14 protein-coding genes and 1 pseudogene are annotated in these 17,779 nt (G+C 70.9%); 7 read left to right on the plus strand and 8 right to left on the minus strand.

The genetic code is table 11. The features are described from left to right. Positions 1-20 precede the first annotated feature (20 nt). Positions 21-1,496 carry a regulator gene (locus tag O3X23_RS20200; RefSeq protein ID WP_269272836.1) on the minus strand — a complete coding sequence of 492 codons (1,476 nt, stop codon included), beginning with the start codon at positions 1,494-1,496 and terminating at the stop codon, positions 21-23. 257 nt (positions 1,497-1,753) lie between these two features. Between O3X23_RS20200 and lipB the strand changes: the two genes are divergently transcribed. The 4 genes from lipB to O3X23_RS20220 all read left to right on the plus strand — a co-directional run bounded on the left by lipB (position 1,754) and on the right by O3X23_RS20220 (position 4,874). Continuing rightward, on the plus strand, positions 1,754-2,533 hold the full coding sequence (gene lipB, locus O3X23_RS20205) for a lipoyl(octanoyl) transferase LipB (protein WP_269272837.1): 780 nt from the start codon (positions 1,754-1,756) through the stop codon (positions 2,531-2,533). Positions 2,534-2,687: 154 nt separating this feature from the next. Beyond that, a complete protein-coding gene (gene lipA / locus O3X23_RS20210; protein WP_269272838.1) occupies positions 2,688-3,665 on the plus strand; it encodes a lipoyl synthase in 978 nt (325 codons plus the stop codon). 217 nt (positions 3,666-3,882) lie between these two features. Continuing rightward, positions 3,883-4,125 (plus strand): SCO2195 family GlnR-regulated protein, encoded by a 243-nt coding sequence (locus tag O3X23_RS20215; protein ID WP_269272839.1) that lies wholly within the window; start codon positions 3,883-3,885, stop codon positions 4,123-4,125. A gap of 68 nt (positions 4,126-4,193) precedes the next feature. Further along, on the plus strand, positions 4,194-4,874 hold the full coding sequence (locus tag O3X23_RS20220) for a DUF4191 domain-containing protein (protein WP_269272840.1): 681 nt from the start codon (positions 4,194-4,196) through the stop codon (positions 4,872-4,874). 137 nt (positions 4,875-5,011) lie between these two features. On the opposite strand, the gene O3X23_RS20225 is transcribed toward O3X23_RS20220, so the two are convergent. Next, a complete protein-coding gene (locus O3X23_RS20225) occupies positions 5,012-5,479 on the minus strand; it encodes an RDD family protein (RefSeq protein WP_269272841.1) in 468 nt (155 codons plus the stop codon). 213 nt (positions 5,480-5,692) lie between these two features. Here O3X23_RS20225 and glnA point away from each other — a divergent pair, with 213 nt between their 5' ends. Beyond that, positions 5,693-7,102: a type I glutamate--ammonia ligase gene (gene glnA, locus O3X23_RS20230; protein ID WP_269272842.1), complete on the plus strand. Its 1,410-nt coding sequence runs from the start codon at positions 5,693-5,695 to the stop codon at positions 7,100-7,102. Positions 7,103-7,490: 388 nt separating this feature from the next. Here glnA and O3X23_RS20235 read toward each other — a convergent pair whose 3' ends face one another. After that, positions 7,491-9,503, minus strand: a complete 2,013-nt coding sequence (locus O3X23_RS20235; RefSeq protein WP_443047911.1) for a nucleotide sugar dehydrogenase — start codon at positions 9,501-9,503, stop codon at positions 7,491-7,493. A 51-nt stretch (positions 9,504-9,554) separates the two neighbouring features. Then, positions 9,555-10,031, minus strand: a pseudogene (locus O3X23_RS44215) (asparagine synthase (glutamine-hydrolyzing)); the annotation flags it as partial. Positions 10,032-10,308: 277 nt separating this feature from the next. Between O3X23_RS44215 and O3X23_RS20245 the strand changes: the two are divergent. Further along, positions 10,309-11,697: a sporulation protein gene (locus O3X23_RS20245; protein ID WP_269272843.1), complete on the plus strand. Its 1,389-nt coding sequence runs from the start codon at positions 10,309-10,311 to the stop codon at positions 11,695-11,697. 719 nt (positions 11,698-12,416) lie between these two features. On the opposite strand, the gene O3X23_RS20250 is transcribed toward O3X23_RS20245, so the two are convergent. After that, positions 12,417-13,409: a DUF5937 family protein gene (locus O3X23_RS20250; protein ID WP_269272844.1), complete on the minus strand. Its 993-nt coding sequence runs from the start codon at positions 13,407-13,409 to the stop codon at positions 12,417-12,419. 67 nt (positions 13,410-13,476) lie between these two features. Here O3X23_RS20250 and O3X23_RS20255 point away from each other — a divergent pair, with 67 nt between their 5' ends. Further along, the gene (locus tag O3X23_RS20255) at positions 13,477-14,718 is read left to right on the plus strand and encodes an MFS transporter (protein ID WP_269272845.1); all 1,242 of its coding nucleotides are present in this window, start codon (positions 13,477-13,479) and stop codon (positions 14,716-14,718) included. A 19-nt stretch (positions 14,719-14,737) separates the two neighbouring features. On the opposite strand, the gene O3X23_RS20260 is transcribed toward O3X23_RS20255, so the two are convergent. The 3 genes from O3X23_RS20260 to O3X23_RS20270 all read right to left on the minus strand — a co-directional run bounded on the left by O3X23_RS20260 (position 14,738) and on the right by O3X23_RS20270 (position 17,737). Further along, positions 14,738-16,027: a sensor histidine kinase gene (locus O3X23_RS20260; protein WP_269272846.1), complete on the minus strand. Its 1,290-nt coding sequence runs from the start codon at positions 16,025-16,027 to the stop codon at positions 14,738-14,740. Then, positions 16,024-16,761 (minus strand): hypothetical protein, encoded by a 738-nt coding sequence (locus O3X23_RS20265; RefSeq protein WP_269272847.1) that lies wholly within the window; start codon positions 16,759-16,761, stop codon positions 16,024-16,026. Before O3X23_RS20265 ends, O3X23_RS20260 begins: the two co-directional genes overlap by 4 nt. Positions 16,762-16,984: 223 nt before the next feature. Then, positions 16,985-17,737: an ArsR/SmtB family transcription factor gene (locus O3X23_RS20270; RefSeq protein ID WP_269272848.1), complete on the minus strand. Its 753-nt coding sequence runs from the start codon at positions 17,735-17,737 to the stop codon at positions 16,985-16,987. Positions 17,738-17,779: the final 42 nt, after the last annotated feature.

The following is a 17,779-nucleotide window of genomic DNA, read 5'->3' on the forward strand; positions in this document are numbered from 1 at the left end:
GCCACCCCGTGAAAGGGCGTTCAGCCCAAGGACAGCCCTAGCGCGGCCGCCCGCTCGAAGAAGCCCCGCCCCGCACCGCTGTCCCGGAACGGCTCCAAGCGCCGCGCGAAGTCCCGTACGTACTCCACCGCCCGCGTGGAGCGCATCTCGGTCGCCTGCTGCATCGCCTCTCCCGCCAGCACGCACGCCAGGTCCACCTCCCCCAGCCCCAGCCGCGCCGTGGCCAGCACCGTCCGGCAGAACACCCGGCTCCGCGCGTACCCCGGCCCCCGCAGTTGCAGCGAACGCTCGGCGTACTGCGCCGAGGCCCGGTACTGCTGCAGGTCCCGGTGGCAGTGGCCGAACTCGTCGGCGAGCTGTGCCTCGTCGAAGAACCGTGCCCAGGGCGGGACTTCGTCCCCCGCCCGCGCCGCGTCCAGCGAGCGCTCCGCGCGCGCGAGCGCCGCCGAGCAGGCCCGCATCTCACCGAGCAGACCGTGCCCGCGCGCCTCCGCCGCGTGCAGGAGGGCCTGCACGACGGCGGGCGCGCTCGTGCCGACCCCCTGCTGCGCCACCCGCGCCAGCTGGACCGCCTCGCGCCCGTGCCCGAGGTACACCGCCTGGCGGCTCATCGTGACGAGGACGTAGCCGCCGTAGACGCGGTCCGCGGACGCCTGGGCGAGGCGCAGGGACTGGACGAAGTAACGCTGGGCGAGGCCGTGCGCGCCGATGTCGTACGACGTCCAGCCGGCCAGCCGCGTCAGGTCGGCGACCGCGCCGAACAGACGGCGTCCCAGGGCCTCGCCGTACGTGCCGCGCAGCATCGGCTCGGCCTCGTGCTCGAGGTACCGGACGAGCGCCTGGCGGGCGTGGCCGCCGCCGTACGTGTTGTCGAGGGTCCGGAAGAGGTCGCCGACGGAGCGCAGCGCGGCGATGTCGCCCATGGTGACGCGCTGGCGGGAGACGGTGGCGCGGCCCGGCCCGTGGCCGCGCGTCTGCGCGGGGATCCGGGCCCGGCCGGCCCGTTCTGGCTCCCCGGAGCCACCGGCCCCCGCCCCGCAGCCGTGCGCCACATGCTCGTCGGGCCGCCCGATGAGCCAGTCGCGGCTCGGCACCACCAGCCCGGCCGGTGTGAACGCGATCTTGCGCAGTTCGGCCTGGCTGCCGGTGTCCTTCCGCCACAGCCCGCTGATGATGTCGACCGCTTCCTCCGGCCCCGAGGCGAACTCCAGGCCCGCGTAGACCGGCGCGCACGCGTCGAGCCCGAGGTCCTGTGCGGACAGCCGCCGCCCCAGCCGTCGCGTGAAGACCTCGGCGATGAGGGCGGGCGTGGTGCCGCGTGGCTGCTGGCCGCGCAGCCAGCGCGTCACGGAGGTCTTGTCGTAGCGCAGGTCCAGGCCGTGCTCGATACCGAGCTGATCGACCCGGCGGGCGAGCCCCGCGTTGGAGAAGCCGGCCTCCGAGATCAGGGTGGCCAGCTGGCGGTTGGGGGAACGCTGTGGGGATCGGTCCGTCATCGGCTGTGCGGTCCACTTCCTTCGAGGGAACGGAAGTGCGTGAATGTAACGGCCGGTAGTACCACGATCACCGTCCGAGGCTCAGATTCCCCCGAACGGGTGACGCCCTGCCCCATTGCCTCGTAAAGCCCGGCCTTCCGATCACCGACCGTGCTACCGACGCGGGACGCGAACCCCTTCGAGGACCGCCTCCTCCCCTCCCCCGCGCCGGTCGTACAGTTGCAGGGGCGCCAACGAGGCGATTACGAGGAGCTGACGTGACTGACCTGCACTTCGTCCACCTGGGCTTCGGGCCGGACGCCGTCGAGTACCAGGAGGCGTGGCAGGAGCAGCGCCGGGTGCACGCCGCGCGCTTCGAGGACGAGATCCCCGACACCTGCCTCCTGCTGGAGCACCCGCCGGTCTACACCGCGGGCCGCCGCACCGCCGACAACGAGCGCCCGCTGGACGGGACGCCGGTCGTCGACGTGGACCGCGGCGGCAAGATCACCTGGCACGGCCCCGGCCAGCTCGTCGGCTACCCGATCCTCAAGCTGCCGCGCCCGGTCGACGTCGTCGCGCACGTCCGCCGCCTCGAGGACGCGCTGATCGCGACCTGCGCCGAGTTCGGCCTGGAGACCACCCGCATCGAGGGCCGCAGCGGCGTCTGGGTGCTGGGCGACCCCGTCGAGCAGCGGGCGGCGGGCGGCCTGACGCTGGACTTCGACCCGCGGCTCGCGGACGAGGAGTTCGACCCGCGGCTGAACGGCCCGGAGTACGCCCCGTCCAACGCCGGCCAGCGCCGGGAGGACCGCAAGCTCGCGGCCATCGGCATCCGCGTCGCCAAGGGCGTGACGATGCACGGCTTCGCGATCAACTGTGACCCGGACAACACCTGGTTCGACCGGATCGTGCCGTGCGGCATCCGGGACGCCGGGGTGACGTCGCTCTCCAACGAGCTGGGCCGGGACATCTCCGTCACCGACGTCGTGCCGGTGATCGAGAAGCACCTGCGGGCGGTGCTGGAGACCGCGGCGCCCCTCCCCCGGGCCGTGTAGGGCTCCGCGGGAGGCGTGGGAGGCCGTCACCCCCTTGGGGGAATGCCCCCACGAGCCTGCTGGTTGCCTCTGTTCGTACAGGTACAAACAACGGGCGTACCCTGGGGTTCGCCGAAGATTCGAAGACACGCTGGTGGAAGGGGAGTACCGGACGATGTCCGCTGTCGCACCCGACGGACGCAAGATGCTGCGCCTGGAAGTCCGGAACGCTCAGACCCCCATCGAGCGGAAACCCGAGTGGATCAAGACCCGGGCGAAGATGGGCCCCGAGTACACGAAGATGCAGGCGCTCGTGAAGAGCGAAGGCCTGCACACCGTGTGCCAGGAGGCCGGCTGTCCCAACATCTACGAATGCTGGGAGGACCGCGAGGCCACCTTCCTCATCGGCGGCGACCAGTGCACCCGGCGCTGTGACTTCTGCCAGATCGACACCGGCAAGCCGGCGGCGCTGGACCTCGACGAGCCGCGCCGTGTCGGCGAGTCCGTCGTGACCATGAACCTGAACTACGCCACCATCACCGGCGTCGCCCGCGACGACCTGGAGGATGGCGGCGCCTGGCTCTACGCCGAGACGGTGCGCCAGATCCACGCGCAGACCGCCGAGCGGGCCGAGGGCTTCACCAAGGTCGAGCTGCTGATCCCGGACTTCAACGCGGTACCCGAGCAGCTCGCCGAGGTCTTCTCGTCCCGGCCCGAGGTGCTCGCGCACAACGTCGAGACGGTGCCGCGCATCTTCAAGCGGATCCGCCCCGGCTTCCGCTACGAGCGCTCCCTCGAAGTGATCACCAGGGCCCGCGAGGCCGGGCTGGTCACCAAGTCCAACCTGATCCTGGGCATGGGCGAGGAGCGCGAAGAGGTCAGCCAGGCGCTGCGGGACCTGCACGACGCGGGCTGCGAGCTGATCACCATCACGCAGTACCTGCGGCCCTCACCGCGGCACCACCCCGTCGAGCGCTGGGTGAAGCCGCACGAGTTCGTTGAGCTCAAGGACGAGGCCGACCAGATCGGCTACGCCGGTGTCATGTCCGGGCCGCTGGTCCGTTCGTCGTACCGCGCGGGCCGGCTGTTCCAGCAGGCGATGGACCGCCGCCGGGAGACGGGCGAGCACTCGGTGGCGGCGCAGGCCGTCTGAGATCCGGCTTCGGCCATGTGAATCCCCTCACGGTGACGCGGAGCGGCTGCGCTCCGCGTCACCGGCTCCCATCAGGCGTGCGGCGCGGCGAAGCGGAATCAGGGGCCTCGGCAAGGTTTCATGCGAGATTGACCGTGCGGTCACGGGCTGGTAACACAGTGTGGCGAGCCTGGTTCACGCACACTCATGCGATTCCGAGGCGTCCTGAGGGGGACCCATGCAGGTTGAGTCCGCACAGCTCCGGCAGAGCACCCTCCACCCCACTGTCACCGTCACCGGGGCACTGCGTGCCGTGGAGGCGCTGCTGCTCGGCGGGGGTCAGCAGACCGCCCGTCGCAACGCCTGGTCGTCCGTGGTCGAGGACCGCCGCCGGGCCAAGGACCGGCGCGAGGTGCAGCACGTGATCGAGGCGCTGAACGCCCCGGCCGCCGGCCTGTACACGGGGCCGGATTCCTTCTGACGGGCGGGCCGGCTCCTTGAGGGCCACCGATGCGCCCACCGGCGCGCGGGCCACGTATCCTGTGCCGCATGGCGAGGAAGGAAACATCCGAGAACCCTGGGCGTCTTCAGCAGATCGCTCAGACCTACAAGATGACCAGGCGGGCCGACTCCAAGGTCGGGCTCGTCGTTGCGGCTGTGGGAATCGTCACCTTCGGTGTCGTCCTCGCCCTCGGCTTCTTGATCGACCACCCGATCTACGCGGGCATCCTGGGCTTGCTGTTCGCGTTTCTCGCGATGGCCATCGTCTTCGGCCGCCGGGCCGAGAAGGCCGCCTTCGGGCAGCTGGAGGGCCAGGTGGGTGCCGCCGCGGCGGTGCTGGACAACGTGGGCCGCGGCTGGACCGTGACCCCGGCGGTCGCGATGAACAAGAGCCAGGACGTGGTGCACCGTGCGGTCGGCAAGGCCGGCGTGGTGCTGGTCGGCGAGGGCAATCCGAACCGGGTGAAGGCCCTGCTGGCCGGCGAGAAGAAGAAGGTGGCGCGCGTCGTGCTGGACGTGCCGATCACCGACATCATCGTCGGGAACGAAGAGGGCCAGGTCCCGCTCAAGAAGGTGCGCACGACGCTGCTCAAGCTGCCGCGCGTGCTGGCCGGACCGAAGGTCACCGAGGTCAACGACCGCCTGCGGTCGCTCGGCACCCTCATGAGCAACATGCCGATCCCGAAGGGTCCGATGCCGAAGGGCATGCGGATGCCGAAGGGCCGCTGACCCCCGCACGCACCGCAAACGACCACAACGCCCTCGTGGACCGGGAAACCGGGCCGCGAGGGCGTTCTTCGTTCCGGAGGGCCGGGATCCGGACCGGGATCCGAGCTCCAGACCTGGATCCAGACCTGGATCCGGGCCTAGATCCGGACTTCGACGGATCGGGCGGCCTTGTCGTGCAGCCCACGGCCGTCGCGGTCCCACACCAGGGCCGGGATCACCAGCAGCAGCAGGACGGTACGCAGCACCACCGGGCCGACGCGGAGCCGTCCACCGCCGAGCGTGACGACGCGCAGGCCGAGCAGCCGCTTGCCCGGCGTGCTTCCGACGGTACCGAGGGTGACGACGCTCAGGGCGCCGAACAGCGCCAGCGTCCACGGATTGGACGCGTGGACGTCACGGTGCGCGATCAGGCCGTATGCGATCACCAGGCACAGCGTCCAGTCGACGAACACGGCGACGAACCGCCGGCCGACGCCGGCCAGCGAACCCGGCCCGTCCTTCGGCAGCCCCAGCCGTTCACCCCGGTAGCCGAAATCCGTGCCCATTTGCTCGGCCGCCGCGCGCGGTCCCGAAAGCCACGACCCGAGTGCATCCCTGTTGTCCACCCGTCCACCGTACTGTGCCCTCCCGCGCCCCCCGTACGGCGCCTTCACCTCCCGCGCGCGGCCACCACGGCGTAGCGGTTAACCTCGACGAAACAAATGGGTCATGCTTGGGAAATCCCCGATCCCTATGGTCGGGGCCAGCGTGCGCCATCGCACTGGCCGCGCCTCGTGTTGCCATCCCGGACTCTCCGAGCCGGGTCTAGGAGGAGTTGGATGTTCCAGAACGCCGACGACGTCAAGAAGTTCATCGCGGACGAGGACGTCAAGTTCGTTGACGTCCGCTTCTGTGATCTGCCCGGAGTCATGCAGCACTTCACGGTCCCGGTCAGCACCTTCGACCCGACCGAGACGCTGATGTTCGACGGGTCGTCGATCCGCGGCTTCCAGGCCATCCACGAGTCCGACATGGCGCTCGTCCCCGACCTCACCACGTCGCGCCTGGACGCGTTCCGCAAGGACAAGACGCTCAACATCAACTTCTTCATCCACGACCCGATCACGGGCGAGCAGTACAGCCGTGACCCGCGGAACGTGGCGAAGAAGGCCGAGGCCTACCTCGCGTCGTCCGGTATCGCCGACACCGCGTACTTCGGCCCCGAGGCCGAGTTCTACGTGTTCGACAGCGTGCGCTTCGCGACCAACGCCAACGAGTCGTACTACCACATCGACTCCGAGGCCGGCGCCTGGAACACCGGCTCCGAGGACAACAACCGCGGCTACAAGGTCCGCTACAAGGGCGGGTACTTCCCGATCCCGCCGGTCGACCACTTCGCCGACCTCCGTGCCGAGATCTCCCTGGAGCTGGAAGCGTCCGGCCTGCAGGTCGAGCGCCAGCACCACGAGGTGGGCACGGCCGGCCAGGCCGAGATCAACTACAAGTTCAACACGCTGCTCGCAGCGGCCGACGACCTCATGCTCTTCAAGTACATCGTGAAGAACGTCGCCTGGCGCAACGGCAAGACCGCGACCTTCATGCCGAAGCCGATCTTCGGCGACAACGGCTCGGGCATGCACGTCCACCAGTCCCTGTGGACCGCGGGCGTGCCGCTGTTCTACGACGAGCAGGGCTACGCGGGCCTCTCGGACACCGCCCGGTACTACATCGGCGGCATCCTCAAGCACGCCCCCTCGCTCCTCGCCTTCACCAACCCGACGGTGAACTCGTACCACCGTCTGGTGCCCGGCTTCGAGGCCCCGGTCAACCTGGTCTACTCCCAGCGCAACCGGTCCGCCGCGATCCGCATCCCGATCACGGGCGCCAACCCGAAGGCCAAGCGCATCGAGTTCCGCGCGCCTGACCCGTCGTCCAACCCGTACCTGGCGTTCTCGGCGCTCCTGATGGCCGGCCTGGACGGCATCAAGAACAAGATCGAGCCGGCCGAGCCGGTCGACAAGGACCTCTACGAGCTCGCCCCCGAAGAGCACGCGGGCGTCCCCCAGGTCCCGACCTCGCTCCCCGCCGTCCTCGAAGCCCTCGAGAACGACCACGAGTACCTGCAGGCCGGCGGTGTCTTCACCAGCGACCTGATCGAGACCTGGATCGACTACAAGCGCACCCAGGAAATCGCCCCCATCGCCCTCCGCCCGCACCCCCACGAGTTCGAGATGTACTTCGACCTCTAAACGGTCCGGTCCGCCGACCTGGCGCGATCACCCAAGAGGCCACCTGACCTGCGGAAACAGTCCCCATCAGTTTCCACTGATCACGACCTCTTTCCACCCTCAGGTGCACCAGCGGTGCACCGAAGGGCGGAACGCCTGACGAAGAGTCAGCAGCATTGACTGAGCCCTGGTGCTCTCCGCGAGGAGGGTGCTGGGGCTCAGTGCTGTGCTGGAAGGGGTCAGCTGCCGCCCAGCTCAGCCTTCACTGGTAGACGGCGACGATCGGGACGTTCCTGGCCGCTGCGGTATTCGCCCGCCGGTAGACGATGGTCCACACCGAACCGGTCTTGTCCGGCACACCGCCAGCATCTGGTTGAGGCCCTCGCCGGGGCGGAGTTGTCTTCTCGGCTCAGGGGCGGCCGAGGGCGCGGTAGGTCCAGCCGGCGTTGCGCCAGCGGGTGGGGTCGAGGGTTCCGCGGCCGTCGATGATCTTGGCTTGGGTGACGCGGGTGACGAGGGGTTTGGGGTCGATGTGGGTGTATTGGGTCCACTCGGTCAGGTGCAGCAGGAGGTCGGTGCCTTCGGCGGCGGTGATGGGGTCGTCGATGAAGTCGAGTTCGGGGAAGGTCTTGCGGGCGCTGTCGAGGGCTTTGGGGTCGGAGACGGTGACCTCGGCGCCGTGCTGGTGGAGTTGCTGGGCGACGTGCAGGGCTGGGGAGTCGCGGATGTCGTCGGTGTCGGGCTTGAAAGCGGCGCCCCAGATGGTGATCCGCTTGCCGGTGAGGGTGCCGTCGCACTGTTCTCGGGCGAGGTCGACCATGCGTTCGCGGCGGCGGTTGTTGATCGCGTCGACTTCGCGCAGGAAGGCGAGTGCCTGGTGGGCGCCGAGTTCGTCGGCGCGGGCCATGAAGCCGCGGATGTCCTTGGGTAGGCACCCGCCGCCGAGGCCGGGCCGCAGGCCGCGGCGGCCGATGCGGGTGTCGTGGCCGAGCGCTTCGGCCAGTTCCATCACGTCGGCGCCGGTGGCTTCGCAGACTTCGGCCATGGCGTTGATGAAGGAGATCTTGGTTGCCAGGAAGGCGTTCGCTGCGGACTTCACGAGCTCGGCGGTGGCCAGGTCGGTGACGATGGTGGGTGTCCCGGCGTCGATGATTTTGCTGTAGCACTGGCGGAGCAGGGTCTCGGCCCGGGAGTGGTGGCCGGCGAAGCCCATGACGATGCGGTCGGGGCGCAGGGTGTCTTCGATGGCGAAGGATTCGCGGAGGAACTCGGGGTTCCAGGCGACCTCGATGCGGTCGGCTGCCGGGGAGAACTCGCGGAGGATGTCGACGATGCGCGGGACGGTGCCGACCGGGACGGTGGATTTCCCGACGATGACGGCGGGCCTGTGCAGTCGGGGTGCGAGCTGGCGGACGGCGGTGAAGACCTGGCTGAGGTCGTAGGCGTTGCCGGTCTTGGACTGCGGGGTGCCGACCCCGATGAAGTGCAGGTCTGCGTGGGCGGCGGCTTCCGCGTAGGAGGCGGTGAAGCGCAGGCGGCCCGAGGCGGTGTGTTCGGCCAGGAGAGCGTCGAGGTCGCGTTCGTAGAACGGGGCTTTGCCTGCGTTGAGGTCGGCGATCTTGGCCATGTTGCAGTCCATGCCGAGGACGTCGTGACCGAGTTCGGCCAGTGCGTCGGCGACCACGTCCCCGATGCGGCCGCCGGGGTCCGGGCCGCGCAGGATCAGCCGGGTGAGCGTCTCCGCCGGCTCCAGCGGTTCACCCGCCGCGTGCAGGAGTTTCGCGGCGAGTGGCCGGTAGGACTCCAGCCCGGCGTCGATGACGGCGTTCGGACCGAAGAGGGCAAGCGCGTGGCGGACGTAGCCCATGAGGAATTCGTCCGGGCCCAGCCCGCCGACCACGACCCTGATCCCGAGGTCGGCGACGGCCTTGTAAGCCATGTGCTCGGAGAACGTCGACGCGTTGCCCATCGGATAGTCCAGGGCGGCGACGATGTCCGGCAGGCATTGGACGAAGTCGGCGGTGCCCGGCTCGACGACAATCAGTTCGGCGCCGATGTCCCGGGCGATGTTCGTGGCGATGACGGATTCGTCCAGGCGGTCCTGGCCCGGGTAACGGACCGTGACGCAGACCGGTGGGCGCATGAGGTAGGCCAGTACCGAGGAGTCCAGGCCGCCGGAAAGAAGGAGCGCGAAGTCCCCGGTGGGGGCGCGTAGCGGGACCTGTTCGGCCAGGGTGACGGAGAACGTGGCCAGCGCGCTTTTGTAGGTGCCTTCGAATGGTTCTCGGTCTTCGAGGGTCCACCAGGTGCGTTGCTCCAGCGAGCCTGTGGTGACGTCGAACGTCAGTAGTCCAGCCGGGGCCAGGAGCTGGATGCCCTGGAAGGGGGTATCGGCGCCGATCGGCGTCTCGATGGCGAGCATCTCGGGGCGGACGACGAGCGGCGCGGTGCCGTAGCCAGTCAGCGTGGTGACCTCGGAGGCGAAGGCGAGCCGGCCCCCGTCCAGCCGCCAGTACAGCGGCTTCTCCCCTAATCGGTCCCGAGCCAGGAACAGCCGCCCGAGACGGGGGTCGTACGCAGCCAGGGCGAACATGCCGTCCAACCCCTCCAGGCAGGACGGCCCGATCTTGGCCCAGGCCCGCAGCAGCAGGTGCGCGTCGCTCTGCCCGGCAGACAGCTCGATGCCCCAGGCGGCAGCCATGTCGCGGTAGTTGTAGATCTCGCCGTTGAACGTCAGCAGGACGCCGCTGTGCCGGTCGAGATAGGGGCCGGGCTGGGCGTCCGGGTCGACAACCAGCAGGGTGTTCATGGCCAGCACGGCCTTCCCATCGGTCGAAGCGGCGTGCAGGGTGCCGTCCGGACCCCGGTGGCGCTGGGAGCGGCCCATGGCACCGACGGTTGCTTCGTGCCGGATGGCGTCCGGTCCTGCCAGTCCTGCGATTCCGCACATCTGGTTCACCCCCGAGCGTGATTGGTGGAACCCATCGGTGACGGCCGCCGCCGGGAGAGTGCTGCCCTTCCCGACGGCGACCTGCCCTCAGACAACCGGGTCCGACCAGCGGCCGGGAGGGCTCGCAAGGGGGCTTGCAACTCGCGGGCGGGGTTCACGTACCGGTGGCCAGGCAATACCCTCGGTGACCCACCACACGTGGTTGGCGTACGACTTCTTGCTGCAAAGGAGTACGGGGTCGCGTGCAGAACTCTCCGGAGTGGAAGAGGGGGACGCCATGACGTCGACCGCCCGCCGGAGCCTGCCGCCCAACGCGGACCTGGCCCGGCTCATCGAAGCGAGCGGCGTCAGCCGCAAAGCCCTCGCCCACCGCATCAACCAGCTCGCCCACCAGGCCGGGCTGACCACCGACTACTCCCATACCTCGGTGGCGAACTGGTGCCGGCGTGGCATGACCCCGAAGTGGCCGGTACCCCAACTCCTCGCCCAGGCCATCGGCGAACGCCTCGGACGACCCGTACGGCTGGCCGAGATCGCTATGGGCGAGGCGGAGACAGCGGACCCGGATGTGGGGTTGGATTTCCCCAGGGATCCCGCCGACGCCGTCCGCGTCGCCACTTCGTTCTGGAGTTCCGTGAACCGCCGCGACTTCCTCACCGGCAGCAGCTTCGCCGTCTCCGCCTTCACCACCCCCGTCACGCGCTGGCTGGTCAACCCCGCCGACGGAGCCGCCGCTCATCGCGGTGGCGTCCGCGTCGGCCAGAGCGACCTCGACGAGCTGCGCGAGGCAGCCGACGACGCCCGCCGTTGGGACTCCAAATACGGCGGCGGGAACTGGAAGGCCAACTCCGTCACCGCCTGCCTCGAACAGCGCGCCACCCCACTGCTGCAGGGCTCCTTCACCGACGGCGTGGGCCGCGACCTGTTCTCTGTGACCGCCGAACTCTCCCGCCTGGCCGGCTGGACAGCCTTCGACGTCGGCCAGCACGAAGCCGCCCAACGCCACTTCATCCAAGCTCTCCGCCTCGCCCGGGCTGGCGGCGACGTACAGCTCGGCTGCTACGTCCTGACCACTATGGCCATGCAATCCCTGTTGCGCGGCTTCGTCGGCGAAGCCGTCGACATGGCCCAGGGCGCCTTCGAACGGGCAAAAGGCACGGCCGCCCCACGAGTACTGGCCTTCACCAAGCTCATCGAGGCCCGCGCCCACGCCCGCACCAACGACGCACGGGCTGCCTCCGCCGCCCTTGCCGCCTCCGAAAACCTCCTCGGCCAGGCTCGCACCGGCGGTCCGGAACCCGCCTGGATCGACTTCTACAACCACGCACGGCTGTCCGCGGACGCCGCCGAGGTCTTCCGCGACCTGAAGAACCCCAAGGCGGCACTGGCCTGGAACCGGCAAGCCACCGCCATGCCGACCGGAGTCTTCACCCGCTCGGTCGGCATGCGCCTGGCCATCGTCGGCACCGCCCACCTCCAGGCCCGCGACCTCGACCACGGCCTGGAACTCGGCAACCGATCCGTCGACATCCTCGCCCGCGTCCAGTCCGCCCGAGCACTGGACTACGTACGCGAGTTCAACACCGCCCTCACCCCCTGGCGACGCGAACCAGCCGTACGGGAATTTCTCCACCGCACCCGCAAGGACCTCGGCATCGCCGCTTGACACGGCCACGGGTTGCCAATATCGCGCGGCTACTGGACCAGACGCAATACGGGTCGATGTCCTGAACGCCCAGCAGTTCGCGGATACGGTTATAAGTCCATGCGAGCTCGTGTGCCAGCTGTGCCACCGATAGGTCCAGAGAAGTTGGAGACGGATTCGGACGTAAATCCGGGTTGTCCGTCAAGAGCTCGGCGACGCTGGTACGTCCGGCTTGTGGTGGTGTCCGATGTCAGGCCAAGTTCACGGCATCGGTAGATGAGGGAATGGATTGATACGCCCCGTACCTGCCTGAGTGCAGCCAAGCGTGCAAGGCCCATTCGCTTGGGCAGCAGCGGATGATGCTGTCCTGAGGGGTGAGAAACTCGGCCGCGAAAGCGCCGGGTTCTTACAGAGCGTCCCGTCGTCCGTTTGCGCACGGCATCTGTAGACCATGGCCGGAGTGTGACGACACGTACCAATTGCCGACAACGGTGCCTATTCAGCCAGTTAGGCGGCGAGCTGTTGCCAGGAACCGCTACAGCGCGGATCCGGAAGCAACCGCCGGTGCCGCCCGCTGTCCCTCGACCTCCGGGACCCCGCTCGTGCACCCACAGTGCACCGGCAGCCCTCACACACCGCGTCCACGCAGGTCAGAGATGATTCCCAGTTGTACTTCGACCTCTAAGCACGCGCCGCGCGTCCGAGCCCGGGTCACTCTCCTTGAGGAGGGTGGTCCGGGCTCAGGCGTTGGGGGGTGCGGTCAGGGCGTCGCCCAGGGGGGTTCGGTAGTAGAGGACCGAGCGGCCGGAGCGGGCTCGGGTCAGGAGGCCGGCTTTGCGGAGGACCGTGAGGTGGTCGCCGACCGCGCCGGGGGCCAGGCGCAGGCTCTGGGCGAGCTGCGTGGTGCTCGCGGGCTGGTCCAGGGCGGTCAGCAGCCGGGAGCGGGAGCGGCCGAGGAGGCCGGCGAGGGCGTCCGGTTCGACGGAGTCGGGGGTCTCCCACAGCGCGGACGTGCCGCGGGCGGGGTAGATGACGGCCTTCGGCCAGGGGTCGTCGATGTAGGTGGCCAGGTGGGGCCAGACGAAGACCGACGGGATGAGCAGCAGCCCATCCCCCGCGAGGGTGGTGACGCTGCCCGTGGACGAGGACGTACGGCGGATGTCGATGCCGCCGTCGCGCCAGCGCAGGTCGGGGTGGAGGTCGTCGAGGGTGGCTGCCCAGCCCGAGCGGCCGAGGCGGCCGAGGCGGTGGACGACGTCGCGTTCGCAGATGGCGCGCAACTGCGGCCAGTCCTGGGCGAGCAGTTCGTGCCAGGCCTGGTCGAGGGCGTCGGCGACCCGCTCGACGACCGCGTCGCCGCGCAGGGTCGCGAGCACGCGCGGGTCGCGGGACGGGCGCGCGGCGAGGCACAGTTCGGCTTCCTCGTGGGCCTGGGACAGGCTCGTGCCACGGATCGCGGCGATGTCGTCGTCCCACGTCTGGTCGAGGCCGCGGGGCGGCAGCGCGACGAAGTTGGCGCCGAAGGTGCGGGTGTGGAGGGCGAGGGCCGCGTCCAGGTCGGTGTCGCGGCGCAGCCGCTGGAAGACCGGCATCAGCCGGGCCGACCAGGCGGGCGGCAGCCGCTGCCTGGTGCGGCCCTCCAGGTAGCCCAGGAGGTTGCAGAGCTCGAAGGCCGGCGACAGCGCGAACCGGCTGCGGAGCAGGTCGTCGGTGCCGAACTCGAATCGCCGCATGGTCCGAGCTTACGTCCTGGGACGTAGGAGTCGCCCCGGTGGGGGCGCCGGGAACAAGCTCCCGGTCATGACGTTCACCCCAGCCCCGCCCCGGCGGACCACCTATCGGGAAGTGCTGTCCGACCAGCGCTTCCGGCTGCTCTTCGCCACCCGGACGGTGACGATCACCGCCGACGCCCTGCGGATCCTGACCCTCTCGGTGCTGATCTTCGCGACCACCGGCTCCCCGCTCATGGGCGCCCTGACGTTCGGCATCGGGTTCCTCCCGCAGCTCGCCGGCTCGATGCTGCTCGGCTCGCTCGCCGACCGGGTCCGGCCGCGGCGGCTCATCGCCGCGGGCTACCTGCTGGAGTTCGCCGCGGCCACCGCGATGGCGCTGGCCCATCTGCCCGTGGTGTTCATCCTGCTGCTCGTCGCCGTGGTGGCGTTCCTGACGCCCGTTTTCCAGGGCGCGTCCAACCGCCTCGTCGCCGAGACGCTGACCGGCGACGCCTATGTGCTGGGGCGGTCGCTGTCCAGCATGTCGTCGTCCGCGGCCCAGTTGCTCGGGCTCGCGGGCGGCGGGATCGCCGTGACGTTCCTGGGTTCGCGGCACGCGCTGCTGCTGAGCGCGGGCGCGTACCTCGTCGCGTCGCTCGCCGTACGGCTGCGGCTGCCCGACCTGCCCGCGCCCGACAAGAAGGAGTCCGGGTCCCTGGTGCGGCACAGCTGGGCGGGCAACCGGGCGCTGTTCGCCGACCGCCGGGTGCGGAAGCTGCTGCTCGCGCAGTGGCTGCCGTCCGCCTTCGCGGCCAGCGCCGAGAGCCTCGTCGTGCCGTTCGCGGGGCGGCGCGGGTTCCCCGACGGGACCGCCGGACTCCTGCTCGCGTGCCTGCCGGTCGGCATGCTCGTCGGCAATCTGGTCGTCGGCCGCTTCGTGCGGCCCGCGACCCGCGAACGGCTGGTCGCCGTGCTGGTCGCGGTCCTCGGCCTGCCGCTGCTCTGCTTCGCCTTCGGACCGCCGTGGCCGCTCTGCGCGCTCCTGCTGCTGGTCACCGGTACGGGGTTCGCGTACAGCCTGGGGCTGCAGCGCTCGTTCCTCGACGCGCTTCCGGAGGGCAGCCGCGGGCAGGCGTTCGGGCTGCTCACCTCCGGCATGATGACCGTGCAGGGAGTGGGTCCCGCGGTGTTCGGGGCGGCCGCCGAGGTCGTGTCCGTGGGGGCCGCCATCTCGTGCGCCGGGATCGCGTCGCTGTGCATGGCCGGCTATCTGGCGCGGGAGTCCCGCGGTGCCCGGCCGGTCCCGGCGGAAACAGCCGGGACCGGATGAGACAGGGAGGCGATGACCCTCAGGACAGCGGGCCCGCGCCCGGCTCCATGGGCTCCTCCGGCGTCGGGAGCGTGAGCGTGGAGACCGCGCCGCCGTCGGGGGCGTTGGTGAAGCGCAGCTCGGCCCCGATCGTGCGGGCCTGGCCGACGGCGATCGTCAGGCCCAGGCCGTGGCCCTTGTTGCCGTTGCTGGTGGGCTCGGTACGGAAGCGCTGCGGGCCGTGGTCGAGCAGATAGCCGGGGTAGCCGTCGCCGTGGTCCCGGACGGTGATGGCGGGGCCGTCGACGGTGAGGACCACCGGGGGGCGGCCGTGCCGGTGCGCGTTGCCGATCAGGTTGCCGAGCACCCGTTCGAGACGCCGCTGGTCGGTGACGAGGCAGATGTCGCGGACGACGCGGACCTCGGTGGGGAGCCCCGACCCGGCGACGGCGCGTTCGGCGAGCAGCCCCAGGAAGTGGGCGTCCGGTTCGACCTTCTCGGTACGGGAATCGAGCCGGGAGATCTCCAGCAGGTCCTCGGTGAGCCGGCGCAGGGCCTGGACGCGGTCCTGGACCAGTTCGGTGGGGCGGCCGGGCGGGAGGAGTTCGGCCGAGGTGTGCAGACCGGCCAGCGGGGTGCGCAGTTCATGGGCGACATCGGCGGTGAAGCGCTGCTCGCTCTGCAGCCTGAGCTGGAGCGACGCGGCCATGGCGTCCAGGGCCGCGGAGACCGCGGCGACCTCGTCCTGGGCGCTGGTGGGGCCGGCGGTGCGGGGATCGGCCACCCGGGCGTCGAGGTCGCCCGCGCTGATCCGGCGGGCGACGGCCGCGGTCCTGTGCAGCCTCCGGGTGACGCGGGAGACGGCGAAGATCCCGATCAGCAGGGTGCCGCCGATGGCCAGGGCGGACGACAGGATGATCGCCCGGTCCAGCCCCCTGATGCTCTCCGCGCTGCGCGTGTAGTCGAGCGGCACCGCCAGCACCTTCCCGCCCGCCGGACCGGCCGCCCACATCGTGCGGCGGCCGTCGAGGTCCCCGAACATGGTGCCGCGCTCGCCGCGCAGCGCGAGGTCCCGGAGCCGGTCGGGGAGGTCCGGCGGGTTCAGCGCCGTGCCGCGGCGCAGCGGGTCGCCCGCTATGTACGCCTGGGTGGCGGTGTCCAGCCTGCTCAGGGCGGCGGTGCGGGCCTGGTGGACGGTCTGCCGGGTGACCATGACGTGCACGAGGGTGCCGAGGACCACCGCGACGGCGCAGCACATCGCGGTGATGAAGACGGCGGCCTTCCAGTAGAGGGTCGCCGCCCAGGACGGCAGCCGCCCGCGCAGCCTCATCGGGGCCGCTTCCACGAGGTGTCGGAGTCGCCGCCCTCGGGGCCGGACTCACGGCGGCCGTGCCCGGGCGGAGTGGCGCGCCGGTAGTCGTCGCTCTGGATGGCCATGGCCCGCGCCTGCGGGTCCCAGGTCCAGACCGTGCGCTGCTCGTACCCCTCGGACGGGGTCGGCTCCTGAACGACGAGGTTCCCGCCGGCCACCTGCACGGACATCGGTTTCGTGACGGTCGCCAGGATGCGGATGAGCACACCGTTGTGGAGGGTGTAGCAGCGCAGCGCGAGGAAGCCGTCCACCATGTCGACGCCGAAGACGGCGTCGGCCTTCCCGTCGCCCGTCAGGTCGTAGTACTCGGGGCTGCGGATCGGGCATCCGGCGCGCCCGGCGGCGCCCGCCGGGCAGGCGGCGGCCTTCGCCGCGGTGTCCTCGTCGAGGGCGTCCGCCCCGGTGCGGGCGTCCGGGGTCGCGGCCATCTCGGCCTGGACGACGGCGACCGGGTCCACGCTCCTGATGTCCCCCGACGTCACCTTGGGCAGGCCGGGCACCGCGACGGGTCGTTCGTTCTCCGGCTCCCCGGGCTGCTCGGTGGCCGGCGGCCGATGGGGCCACAGTTTGGCGGGGGCGGACGCGACGGGCGTCGGCCCGGCGCTCTCGGCGTCGTTCGTCGCGGAGCACCCGGTCATCAGCACGGCGGCGCCCGTCGCCAGCAGGGCGAGCACGGTGCGGACGGCGGACAAGTGTCTCCCTGCGGCGGTTCGGGGCGGTGCTGGGCGGTGACGGATCGGAACTCGGGTCCGGTCGCGGACCCTGGTGGTCCAGGTCTATTGTCCGACAGCCTCGTCCCGCCGGCCCGGCGCACGGATGTGCCGGTGGTCACGCGACCTCCGACCAGTGGTCACGCACCCTCCGACCGGTGGTCACACGCCCTCCGCCCGGTGGTCGAGCGGCTCCGTCCGGCGGTCACGCCACCTCCAGGCGGTCCGGCTCGATGCCCAGCGTCCGGTGCAGTTCGTCCAGGCCCAGCGGGGTGACGCGGACGGCGCGGCGGGTGCCGATACGGGTGGCCCAGCCCCGGTCGAGGACGAGCCGGCACAGCTCGGCGCCCGCCGTGCCCGCCAGGTGCGGGCGGCGCTCCGTCCAGTCCAGGCAGGACCGCGCGAGGGGCCGGCGGGAGGACGCGGCGGGGCCGGCGGCCGCGGACAGGTCGTAGGCGGACAGGTCGGCGCCGAGGCCGGTGAGCCAGGCCAGGCCAGGCCCGGTGAGGGCGAAGCCGGCGTCCTGGCTGAGCAGGCCGCGCGCGGTCATCGCGTCGGTGATCGCGACCCCGAGCCGTCCGGCCAGATGGTCGTAGCAGGTGCGGCCCCTGGCCAGCGCCTGGCCCGCGGAGTGCGCGCGCAGCCCGCCGCCGGCTGGTTTCCGCGGTGCGACGTGGGCCGCCAGGTCCTCGATCATGCGCGCGGTGTCGGGGTCGGCGAGCCGGACGTAGCGGTGTCTGCCCTGCCGCTCCTGGACCAGCAGGCCGCCGTCGACCAGCCGGGTGAGGTGCTCGCTGATGGTCGAGGGGGCGACCCCGCAGTGCCGGGCCAGCTCGCCGGACGTCCAGGCGCGGCGGTCGAGCAGGGCCAGACAGACGGAGGCGCGGGTCTCGTCGGCGAGCAGCGCGGCCAGGGCGGCCAGGGCGGCCAGGGTGGCGGGTGTGCGCGGACCGGTCATGGGCCCATCATCGCCCCGCGACACTTCGGCGCCCGCCGAAGT

Source organism: Streptomyces sp. H39-S7, from assembly GCF_027158205.1.
In the GTDB taxonomy this organism is placed as follows: domain Bacteria; phylum Actinomycetota; class Actinomycetes; order Streptomycetales; family Streptomycetaceae; genus Actinacidiphila.